Source organism: Dietzia sp. DQ11-44, assembly GCF_014145205.1.
In the GTDB taxonomy this organism is placed as follows: domain Bacteria; phylum Actinomycetota; class Actinomycetes; order Mycobacteriales; family Mycobacteriaceae; genus Dietzia; species Dietzia natronolimnaea.
On sequence record NZ_JAALEC010000239.1, the window covers coordinates 1 to 10,645 of the forward strand.

Annotated in this window: 10 protein-coding genes; 7 read left to right on the forward strand and 3 right to left on the reverse strand. The window is 70.4% G+C overall.

The annotated features are described in order from the left end of the window. The coding region (locus G6018_RS06925) for a TetR/AcrR family transcriptional regulator (RefSeq protein WP_182639235.1) at positions 1 to 255 on the reverse strand (255 nt) is incomplete at its 3' end. After that, positions 248 to 2,770 carry an MMPL family transporter gene (locus tag G6018_RS06930; protein WP_182639236.1) on the reverse strand — a complete coding sequence of 841 codons (2,523 nt, stop codon included), beginning with the start codon at positions 2,768 to 2,770 and terminating at the stop codon, positions 248 to 250. The genes G6018_RS06925 and G6018_RS06930, both read right to left, overlap by 8 nt. 201 nt (positions 2,771 to 2,971) lie before the next feature. Between G6018_RS06930 and G6018_RS06935 the strand changes: the two genes are divergently transcribed. The 7 genes from G6018_RS06935 to G6018_RS06965 all read left to right on the forward strand — a co-directional run bounded on the left by G6018_RS06935 (position 2,972) and on the right by G6018_RS06965 (position 9,776). Further along, positions 2,972 to 4,366 carry an MBL fold metallo-hydrolase gene (locus G6018_RS06935; RefSeq protein ID WP_182639237.1) on the forward strand — a complete coding sequence of 465 codons (1,395 nt, stop codon included), beginning with the start codon at positions 2,972 to 2,974 and terminating at the stop codon, positions 4,364 to 4,366. Between the two features lie 105 nt (positions 4,367 to 4,471). Next, the gene (locus G6018_RS06940; RefSeq protein WP_182618294.1) at positions 4,472 to 5,068 is read left to right on the forward strand and encodes a rhodanese-like domain-containing protein; all 597 of its coding nucleotides are present in this window, start codon (positions 4,472 to 4,474) and stop codon (positions 5,066 to 5,068) included. 46 nt (positions 5,069 to 5,114) lie between these two features. Continuing rightward, the gene (locus G6018_RS06945; RefSeq protein WP_182639238.1) at positions 5,115 to 5,996 is read left to right on the forward strand and encodes a sulfite exporter TauE/SafE family protein; all 882 of its coding nucleotides are present in this window, start codon (positions 5,115 to 5,117) and stop codon (positions 5,994 to 5,996) included. 123 nt (positions 5,997 to 6,119) lie between these two features. Further along, the gene (locus G6018_RS06950; protein ID WP_182618298.1) at positions 6,120 to 6,923 is read left to right on the forward strand and encodes a siderophore-interacting protein; all 804 of its coding nucleotides are present in this window, start codon (positions 6,120 to 6,122) and stop codon (positions 6,921 to 6,923) included. Between the two features lie 104 nt (positions 6,924 to 7,027). Next, entirely contained in the window at positions 7,028 to 8,011 is a 984-nt protein-coding gene (locus tag G6018_RS06955) for an ABC transporter substrate-binding protein (protein ID WP_182618299.1), read from the forward strand. Beyond that, positions 8,008 to 8,982, forward strand: coding sequence for an ABC transporter permease (locus G6018_RS06960; RefSeq protein ID WP_182639239.1), 975 nt, complete (start codon positions 8,008 to 8,010; stop codon positions 8,980 to 8,982). Before G6018_RS06955 ends, G6018_RS06960 begins: the two co-directional genes overlap by 4 nt. A gap of 2 nt (positions 8,983 to 8,984) precedes the next feature. Next, entirely contained in the window at positions 8,985 to 9,776 is a 792-nt protein-coding gene (locus G6018_RS06965; RefSeq protein ID WP_182609808.1) for an ABC transporter ATP-binding protein, read from the forward strand. Positions 9,777 to 9,893: 117 nt separating this feature from the next. Here the strand turns inward: G6018_RS06965 and G6018_RS06970 are convergent. Next, positions 9,894 to 10,645 (reverse strand): galactosyltransferase-related protein (locus G6018_RS06970; protein WP_182639240.1); only part of this gene is annotated, 752 nt, incomplete at its 5' end.

A 10,645-nucleotide genomic window follows, 5' to 3' on the forward strand; every position in this document is an offset into this window, starting at 1 on the left:
GTCGAGCGGCGACATCCCCGCCGGCGCCTGGTCGACCCTCCGGACCCATTCGGCGACCTGCTCGCGGAGGAAGTGGACGAACGCGTCCTCGCGGTGGGCGAAGTAGTTGTGGAAGGTGCGGGTGGAGACCCCGGCCCGGTCGGCGATGGCCGAGACCGTCGCCCCCTCCGCGCCCTCGGCCACCAGGAGCTCGACCGCGGCCACCGAGAGGCGGGTGAGGGTGTCGGCCTTCTTGCGCTCCCGGAGGCTAGCCATCTGTCCGCGTCCCGGTACCACCGCCACCGTCCGGGTCGGCGTGGCCGCCGGGCGCCTCGTGCCGGCCCGCCCCCGGGGACTGCTCGGCGACGGTGTCGGCCGAGTGTCGGCCGCCGACGAGTGCCGATTCGCGGTGGGCGCCGCCGTCGGTGTCCTCGCCGTCCGTGGCGGTGCTCGTCCCCTGCTGGGCGGACTCCTCCGCGGTCTCCAGCGCCGACCCCTCGACGTCGACGGTGGGGAGGAGCCTGTCCAGCCACCGGGGCAGGCCCCAGGCCCGCTCGCCGAGGAGGAACATCACGGCCGGGATGATGGTCATGCGCACCACGAACGCGTCGAACAGCACCGCGATCGCCAGCGCGAAGCCCATCACCTTGATGAACTGCTCGTCGATCGTCATGAAGGCGGCGAAGACGCTGATCATGATCAACGCGGCGGCGGTGACGACGCGGGCCCCGTGTTTGAAGCCGTTGGCGACCGCGTTGTGTGCGGTCTTGCCGTGCACCCACCCCTCGCGCATCCTCGTGACCAGGAACACCTGGTAGTCCATCGCCAGACCGAACACGATGCCGATGAGCATGATCGGCAGGAAGCTGATGACGGGTTGCGGATCGGAGATGATCCCGCCCCAGCCCTCCTGCCAGATCGCCACGGTGACGCCGAAGGTCGCCGCGACCGAGAGGCCGAAGCCCAGCGCCGCGATCAGCGGCACCCAGATCGACCGGAACACCAGCATGAGCAGGATGAACGCGAGCGCCAGCACGATGGCGATGTACGGCAGCAGCACCTCGGTGAGTCGTTCGGAGATGTCCTCGTAGATCGGGGTGACGCCGGTGACGGAGTAGGTGCCCCCGGTCTCCTGTTCGAAGGCCGCGACCCCGGACCTGATCTCCGCGAGCACGTCCGCGGCCCGCTCGTCGGTCGCACCGTACTCGGGCGTGACGAGGAGTTGGGCGGCGTCACCCGACTCGTTGGTCTCGATGATCTGCGCGTTCTGCACTCCGTCGAGCGCCTGGATGTCCGCCGCGGCGGTGGCCCACGCGGCCGGACGCTCCTCCTCCGCGACATCGAGCGTGTCCACGAAGGCGATCATGGGGGCGTTGCGACCGGGACCGAACGCCTCGTCGGTCATGTCGTAGGCCACGCGGTTCGGGGTGTCCGGGGCCATCGTGCCGTCGGACGGCATGGCCAGTCGCAGCTGCACGGCCGGCAGGGCCAGCAGGACGAGCAGCAGGACACCGGCGGTCGCGAAGAACACGGGACGGGCGCGGATGCGGCGCACCCACGTCAGGCCCATCGTCGGCTTCTCGTCCTCCGGGTCGGGCGCCTTGACGCCCTTGACGCGGGCCGCGAAGAGCCTGGTCCCGACGGCACCGAGGATGGCGGGCAGCAGCGTGATGGCGACCAGGACCGCGATCGCGACGGTCGCCGCGGCGGACAGCGCCATCGCGGTGAGGAACGGGATGTTGATGATCGACAGGGCCGCGAGGGCGACGAGCACGGTGAGTCCGGCGAAGACGACGGCGGAGCCGGCCTTGCCGACCGCCAACCCGGCGAGGTGCGCGCGCTGCCTGGCGTCGATGGTCTTGAGCTTCTCCGCGAGTTCGGCCGGCTCGAGGTCGTTCCCCCCGATGTGTTTGACCAGCTCGGTGCGGAACCGGGAGACGATGAACAGCGCGTAGTCGATGCCCACGGCGAGACCGATCATGGACGCCAGGGTCGGCGTCATGGTGTTGATCGTGTCCGTGAAGGCGGTGGCCGCGAAGATGCCCGCGATGCCGATCCCGACGCCGATGATCCCGGTGAGCAGCGGCATCCCCGCGGCGATCAGCGAACCGAAGGTGACGAGGAGGATCACCGCCGCCACCGCGATGCCGATGAGCTCGCCGATGGCGCTGATCTCGGACATCTGGAAGGCGTTCCCGGAGTACGCGATGGTCAGGTCGCCCTCGTGCCCGGCCACGACGTCCGCGAAGGCGTCGCGGTCCTCGGCGTCGATGTCCATGGTCGTCTCGGCCGCGAACAGGACCTGGACGGTGCCGGTCGTCTCGTCAGCGCTGAGCGGGCTCAGGGCCGCGATGTCGGCCTCGATCTGCTCCTGCGGGATCTCCTGGGCGGCCTTGGCCTCGGTCAGCTGCTGGGACAGCCCCTCGGCGGCGATCACCGGGTTGACGATCGCGTCGGTGTCGGCGAGGAAGTCCAGCTCCCGCACCTGTGCGAGGAATGCGTCGACGTCCTCCGTCACCGCCGGATCGGTGAGGGTGCTGCCCTCCGGGGCGCGGATGACCACTGTCCCCGTGGGGGCGTCGAGTTGGTCCCCCGCCCCGGCGAACCGCTCCTGCATCTCCTCCTGGGTCTCGATCGACTCCAGGCCCGGGATCGAGAAGGTGGTGCTGGTCTGCTGCGACATCGTGGCCGCGGCGGTGCCGACGCCGACGATCAACAGCATCCAGGCCGCGATGAACCGCCACCTGAACAGATAGGCGGACCGCCCGATGCGGTAGAGGAATGACGCCATGCGCTGGCTCCTGGTGCGTAGGTGCGGGAAGCGGAACCCTCGCAGTTTTGCACGAGTGCTGCACCATTGCACAGCCTGCGCAACCACGTGTGGCGAACGCCACCCTGCCCGGATGCGCCGCCCGCCTTGTCGATACCCCCCTGGGTATGTACAGTCGTGGCACACCCCTCGCAGGGAACACCGACCGACAAGGAGAGCACCATGCTTCTCGAACGCATCTACGACGAGGACCTCGCCCAGGCCGGCTACTTCATCGGCTGCCAGGCCAAGGGGGAGGCCGTGGTGGTCGACGCCCGCCGCGACATCCGCGAGTACCTGGACCTGGCCGCTCGTCACGGCATGACCATCACCGCGGTCACCGAGACCCACATCCACGCCGACTACCTGTCCGGGACCCGTGAGCTGGCGGAGGCCACCGGGGCGACCGTCTATGTTTCCGGTGAGGGTGGCGAGGACTGGCAGTACGGTTTCGCCGCGGAGCGCCTGCATCATGGTGACCAGGTGAAGCTGGGCAACATCACCGTCGAGGCCGTGCACACGCCGGGTCATACGCCGGAGCACCTGTCGTTCCTCATCACCGACGGCGCGTTCGCCGATGCTCCCGGGTACATGTTGACCGGTGACTTCGTGTTCTCCGGTGACCTGGGCCGGCCGGATCTGCTGGATGAGGCGGCGGGCGGGGTGGACACCCGTTTCGTCGGCGCCACGCAGATCTTCCGCAGCCTCAAGGAGTCGTTCGTCACGCTGCCGGATCATGTCCAGGTCTTCCCGGGCCATGGTTCGGGCAGCGCCTGCGGCAAGGCGTTGGGCGCGCTTCCGTCGACCAGCGTCGGGTACGAGCGTCGATACGCGTGGTGGGCGGGGTACGTCGAGCGTGACGACGAGCAGGGCTTCGTCGATGAGCTGCTCGACGGTCAGCCGGACGCGCACGCGTACTTCGGGCGGATGAAGCGGCAGAACCGGCAGGGTCCGGACGTCCTCGGACCGCTGGCCCCGCTGCGCCGTTGCGAGTCCGCGGAGGTGGCCGACGCCCTCGAGACGAACGAGGTCGTCGTCGTCGACACCCGCGGCCAGGACGAGGTCCACGCGGGCACCGTCCCCGGCTCGCTCAACATCCCCGGCGTCGACAAGGCCGCCTCCTTCGGCGCCTGGGTCTACGACCCCGAGAAGGAGGACACGCCCCTGGTGGTCCTGGCCGAGGACGTCGAGATGGCCGAGGCGTTCCGGGATCACCTGCTACGGGTCGGCATCGACACCGTCACCGGCTACACCACCGGCCTCGAGTGTCTGCCCATGACGACCCCCGAGATGATCGGGCCCGACGAGCTGGACGCGTTCGACGCCGCCATGGTCCTGGACGTGCGGAACAAGACCGAGCACGCCGAGGGGCACATCCCGGGCTCCGAGCAGCTCAGCGGCGGCCGACTCCTTTGGAACCTCGACCGGCTCCCGACCGACGGGCCGATCGTGACGTACTGCCAGAGCGGCGTCCGCAACTCGGTCGCGGCCAGCGCCCTGCGCCGCGCCGGCTACCACGTGGTCGAGCTCGAGGGCAGCTACGTCGCCTGGTCCGAGCGCACCCTCGTCTCCGCCTGAGCGGACCCACCGCACACCCCGGGGGCCGGACCACCCGTCCGGCCCCCGGCCCCGCGGCGACCCGCCGCCACTCCGACTCCCCACACGAAAGGGCTGACACCACCCATGCTCTCCAGCCTCACCCACGCCCCGACCATCGCCCCGGCCGACCTGCGCGATGCGATGGACTCGGACACCCCGCCCACCGTCATCGACGTGCGATCCGGCGCCGAGTACTCCTCGGTCCACATCCGCGGCTCCTATAACGTGCCGCTGCCCCTGCTCGCCGAGCACGGGGACGAGTTCGCCTCCCGCCTTCCCGGGCAGGTCGTGCTGATCTGCCAGTCGGGCAACCGCGCCCGCCAGGCCAACCAGCGTCTGGAGTCCGTGGGCGTGGACCCCGACTCGGTCACCGTCCTGGACGGCGGAATCGCCGGCTACGAGGCCGCCGGCGGTGAGGTCGTCCGCGGCAAGGGCGCCTGGGCGATGGACCGGCAGGTCCGGATGGTCGCCGGTTCGCTCGTCCTGGTCGGCGTCACCGCCTCCAAGATCGTCTCCCCGAAGTTCGCCTACCTCGCCGGCGCCATCGGGGCCGGGCTGACCTATTCCGCGGCGAGCAACTCCTGCGCCATGGCCGCGGGCCTGGCCAAGATGCCGTGGAACCGCTCGGCCGACGAGCCCGGCCTGGGCACCGTCCTGGACTCGCTGCCCACCCGCTCCTGACCCACCCCACCCACACCGGCGCCCCCGCCGGAGAAAGGCACCTGCCATGGAGATCACCGTGATCATCGTCGTGGCGCTGGCCGTCCTGGTCGGCCTGTCACTGGGCCTGCTCGGCGGGGGCGGGTCCATCCTGGTCGTGCCGCTGCTGACCTACATCGGCGGACTCGACCCCAAGCAGGCCATCGCCACCTCCCTGTTCGTCGTCGGTGCGACCTCGCTGGTGAGCCTGTTCGGCCACGCCCGCAAAGGCAACGTCCAGTGGCGCACCGGCCTGATCTTCGGCGCCGCAGGCATGGTCGGCGCATTCGGCGGCGGAATGGCCGGCGGCTACATCCCCGGCACCGTCCTGATGGTCGCCTTCGCGATCATGATGATCGCCACCGCCGGGGCGATGATCCGCGGCCGCAAGGACCGCGACGGGCAGAGCAACGACCACCACCACCCACTGTGGCGGATCCTGCTCGACGGCCTCGTCGTGGGCGCCGCGACCGGACTGGTCGGCGCCGGCGGCGGCTTCCTCGTCGTCCCGGCCCTCGTGCTCCTGGCGGGCCTACCGATGACCGCCGCGGTGGGCACCTCCCTGCTGGTCATCGCCATGAAATCCTTCGCCGGACTCGGCGGCTACCTCACCTCGGTCAGCCTGGACTGGCCACTGGTCGCCGCCGTCACCGCCGCCGCGATCGCCGGCTCCTTCGTCGGCATCCGCCTCACCTCCGTCGTCCCGGAGAAGGCCCTGAGAAAGGGCTTCGGCTACTTCGTCCTACTCATGGGCGCCTTCGTCCTGTCCCAGGAACTACCCTTCCCCGCCGCACCGATCATCCTCGGCACTGTGGCCGTCCTGGGCACTGCCGCGGCGACCTGCCTCCTCGCCGCCAAGGACCGCTGCCCGCTGAGATCCGCCACTCCGATCGCCGCGCGGGCCTCGTGACGCGGAGCTGAACGATCACATATATCTTACATTGCAACACGGAAGGGGGGAACCCTTTGGACGACCGCGCGGTCGGGACGCGCCGACTGGCAAGATAGGGTTGCCTAACTTAAGGAGGCCCCCGTGGCAGATGAGCGCAAGAGCCCCACCCCGACCACCCTCACCGTGCTGCGCACCGAGACGGTGAGCGCCCACATGGTCCGGGTCGTCCTCGGCGGCGCGGGGTTCGACGCCTTCGCCCCGCGCGCGGAGACCGACAGCTACGTCAAGCTCGAACTGCCCTCCGAGGACGGCCCCGTGGTGCGGACCTACACCGTGCGTCGCGTCGACCTCCCGGCCCGCGAGATCTGGATCGACTTCGTCGTGCACGGAGACGCGGGCGTGGCGGGGCCGTGGGCCCGGACGGTCGCGCCCGGGACCGACGTCACCGTCCGGGGGCCGGGCGGCGGGTACCGTCCCGACCCCGAGGCGGACTTCCACCTCCTCGCCGGGGACGAGACCGCGGTCCCCGCGATCTCCGCCGCGCTGGAGGCCCTGCCCGAGGACTCGGTGGGAGCGGTGTTCCTGGAGGTGGGAGACGACGACGACGAGGTGTCGCTCACCGCTCCGGAGGGGGTGCGGATCACCTGGCTGCACCGCGGGACCCCCTCCACCCACGCCGGCCCCGGACGGATCGACGGCGACGCGCCGCTGGTCGTCGCCCTCCGCGAGATGCCGTGGCCGGACGGCGACGTGCAGGTGTTCGTGCACGGCGAGGCCGAGACCGTGATGAAGCACCTGCGCCCCCTGCTGCGCTCCGGACGCGGCGTCCCGGCCCGGCGGGCCTCGATCTCGGGATACTGGCGCCGGGGCCGCACTGAGGAGGGTTTCCGCACCTGGAAACGCGAGTTGGCGGAATCGGAGCCGGATCAGCAACCCGTGAGGTGAGTCCCGGGTTACGCGGTCGGTGTGACCCGGTACCCTCATGTGCCAGCACTGTTAACGCATCCGGCCCCTCACGCTCACCCGTGACCGTAGACAAGGCATGGCACATGGCATTCTCACGCGCGACGCTCTTCACCGGACTGGTGGCCACCTCGGCACTCGTCCTCGCAGGCTGCACCGGCGGCTCCGACGATGACGCCGCCGGTGGCGGCGGCGAGTCCTACACGATCGGCATCAACCAGCTCGTCCAGCACCCCGCTCTCGACGCGGCCACCGCGGGCTTCAAGGAGGCCTTCGCCGACGCCGGTGTCGAGGTGGAGTTCAACGAGCAGAACGCCAACGGTGAGCAGGCCACCGCGCTGACCATCGCGCAGCAGTTCGCCGCCGACGACCTGGACCTCGCGCTGGCGGTGGCGACCCCGGCCGCCCAGGCGATGGCCCAGAACATCATCAACATCCCACTGCTGTTCACCGCGGTCACCGACCCTGTCTCGGCCGAGCTCGTCGACTCGATGGAGGAGCCGGGCGCCAACGTCACCGGCACCTCGGACGCCGCGCCGATCGACGAGCAGCTCGAGCTGCTCAAGGAGATCGTCCCCGACGCCGAGCGCGTCGGCATCGTCTACGCCTCGGGCGAGGTCAACTCGCAGGTCCAGGTGGACCAGGCCGAGGAGGCCGCCGGCCCGCTCGACCTGGAGATCGTCACCCAGACCGTCACCTCGGTCAACGAGATCCAGCAGGCCGTCGAGGCGCTCGGCGACGTCGACGCGATCTACGTACCGACCGACAACATGGTCGTCTCCGGTATCGCGGCTCTCGTCCAGGTGGCCGAGAGCAAGCAGATCCCCGTGATCGCCGCGGAGGAGGGCACCGTCGAGGGCGGCGCCGTCGCCACGCTGGGAATCGATTACACCGAGTTGGGCCGCCAGACGGGCGAGATGGCGCTGCGCATCCTGCGCGACGGCGAGGACCCGGCCACGATGCCCGTGGAGACCGCCGCCGAGTTCACCTACGTGGTCAACGAGGACGCCGCGGAGCGCCAGGGCGTCACCATCCCGGAGGACATCCTCGCCGAGGCTGAGAAGAAGTGATCGGCGCCGTCGAGGTAGGCCTCATCTACGGGGTCATGGCGCTGGGGGTCTTCCTGACCTTCCGCGTGCTCAACTTCCCCGACCTCACCGTCGACGGCAGCTTCACCACCGGTGCCGCCACCGCGGCGACGGGAATTCTCGCAGGCTGGAACCCGGTGCTCGCGACCCTCGCGGGTTTCGTCACCGGGTTCCTGGCCGGGATCATCACCGGCCTGCTGCACACCAAGGGCAAGATCGACGGCCTCCTGGCCGGGATCCTCACCATGATCGGGCTGTGGTCGGTCAACCTGCGGATCATGGGAAGCGCGAACGCGCCGCTGCTGCGACAGGACCACGCGTTCACCCCGCTTCGCGAAGCCGGCATCCTCGGCACCTGGGGCGGCGTCGCCATCCTCGCGGTGGCCGTGGGACTGCTCGGCCTCGTCGTCGTCTGGTTCCTCACCACGAACCTGGGACTATCGATCCGCGCCACGGGCGACAACGGCCCGATGATCTCCTCGTTCGGTGTCTCCACCGACTTCACCAAGACCCTCACCCTCGCCCTGTCCAACGGCCTCGTGGGCATGTGCGGCGCGCTGTTGGCGCAGTATCGGGGCTTCGCCGACATCTCGATGGGCATCGGCCTGATCCTCGTGGGCCTGGCCTCGGTCATCCTCGGCCAGGCGATCCTCGGCCAGCGCAGGCTGTGGCTCGCGGTGTACGCCGTGATCGTGGGCGCGGTCCTGTACCAGCTCATCATCGCCATCGCGCTCGAGGTGGGGCTCAACCCGAACGACATGAGGGCGGTCACGGCCGTGCTCGTGGTGATAGCGCTTCTCGCGCCCAAGTGGAAGGCCGTGGGCGGACGATTCGGGCGCAAGCCCACGACCGCGGTCGCCGCGAACGAGCGCGCGGTGGCGGGCACCGGGACCGCCGTCGACGCCGGGCCCGAGTCCGCCGACACCGCCGCGACCGGCGCCAAGGAGACCTGACGATGCTGACAGTCACCGATGTGTCCAAGACCTTCTTCCCGGGCACCGTCAACGAGCGCCGCGCACTCCACGGTCTCAGCCTCACGATGGCCGAGGGCGACTTCGTCACCGTGATCGGCTCCAACGGCGCCGGCAAGTCGACCCTGCTCAACGCCGTGTCCGGCCGGTTGATCGCCGACGGCGGCAGCATTCAGATCGACGGCAAGGACGTCACCCGGTTGCCCGACCACAAGCGCGCGAAGTACGTGGGCCGCGTCTTCCAGGACCCACTGGCCGGGACCGCGCCCACCCTCACCATCGAGGAGAACCTGTCGCTCGCGGTCCTGCGGGGCAGGCGACGGGGACTCGGCCCCAGCCTGAACAAGAAGCGCCGCGCGCAGTTCGCCGACCAGCTCGCCATGCTCGAGCTGGGTCTCGAGGACCGGCTCACCGCCAAGGTCGGGTTGCTCTCGGGAGGCCAGCGACAGGCGCTCTCGCTCCTCATGGCCGGGTTCACCCAACCGCGGATCATGCTGCTCGACGAACACACCGCGGCCCTGGACCCGCAGCGGGCCGAGCTGGTCACCACGATCACCGAACGGATCGTCCGCGAGGGCGGGCTCACCACGCTCATGGTCACGCACAACATGGAGCAGGCCATCCGGCTGGGCAACCGGCTGATCATGATGCACGAGGGCCGGATCGTCTACGAGGCCGACGACCAGAAGAAGGCGTCGCTCACCGTGCAGGACCTGCTCAAGGAGTTCGCCAACATCAAGGGCGCGACGCTGTCCGACAAGGCGTTCCTGGGCTGAGGCCCCGCCCGGCCCCGCCGCCTCGGCCGGCCCGCCGCCCGCCCGGCCCCCATCGAAAAGGGCGTTCCGCACACCCCCCTCTCGGGCGATGCGGTCCGAACGCTCTTCCCGTCGGGGTCAGCCCTCGATTCCGGGGCGGTGGTCCTCAGCGTGCCGATCTGCGGGCACCGCCTCCCAGCCGTCGCCGCGACGGCGGACCAGGCCCATCCGCTCGAACTCCTCGAACCACCCCGGGGCCGGCCACTCACCCCACCGCTCGGCGTAGTGGGCACCGTTGCGCAGCAGGTCCGCCAGGTGCTCCACCGGCGGAGACGACACGGGATGCCACCGGTGGTAGGCGTGGGCGCCTGCCACCAGCACCACCGGGACCCGCCGGTACAACAGCCGGCGCCCGAAGTCGGTGTCCTCCGCGCCGTAGCCCGTGTACTGCTCGTCGAACCCGCCGAAGTCCGTGCGGAGCCGTGTCCAGAGGTCGGCGTGCAGGGCGAAGGACAGCGACCAGAACATCCCGAACTCGTCCGCCTCGAGCCGCCGGACGCCGTGCTCCGGGAACGGCCGCGCGGCGTGCGGGTCGGTGAGGCCCGCCAGATCTGCGGGGTCCGGTGCCCCCGCGGATTCGGACAGGTAGGTGACCGGGCCCACCCCCACCGCATCAGACGGGAGCTCGGCGTACCGGGACCCCAGGTCCGGGCCCGGCATGCAGTCGACGTCCAGGAAGACGACCAGGTCGGCGCCGGCCTCCACCGCCCGGTCCCCGCCCGTGTTCCGGCAGCGGGCCACCGGCAGGTCCTCCCCCGCCGGGACCTCGAGTGGATCCGCGCCGTCCGCGACGAGTTCGGTCGCCAGACCCGCGCTCCCGGGCCGTTCGG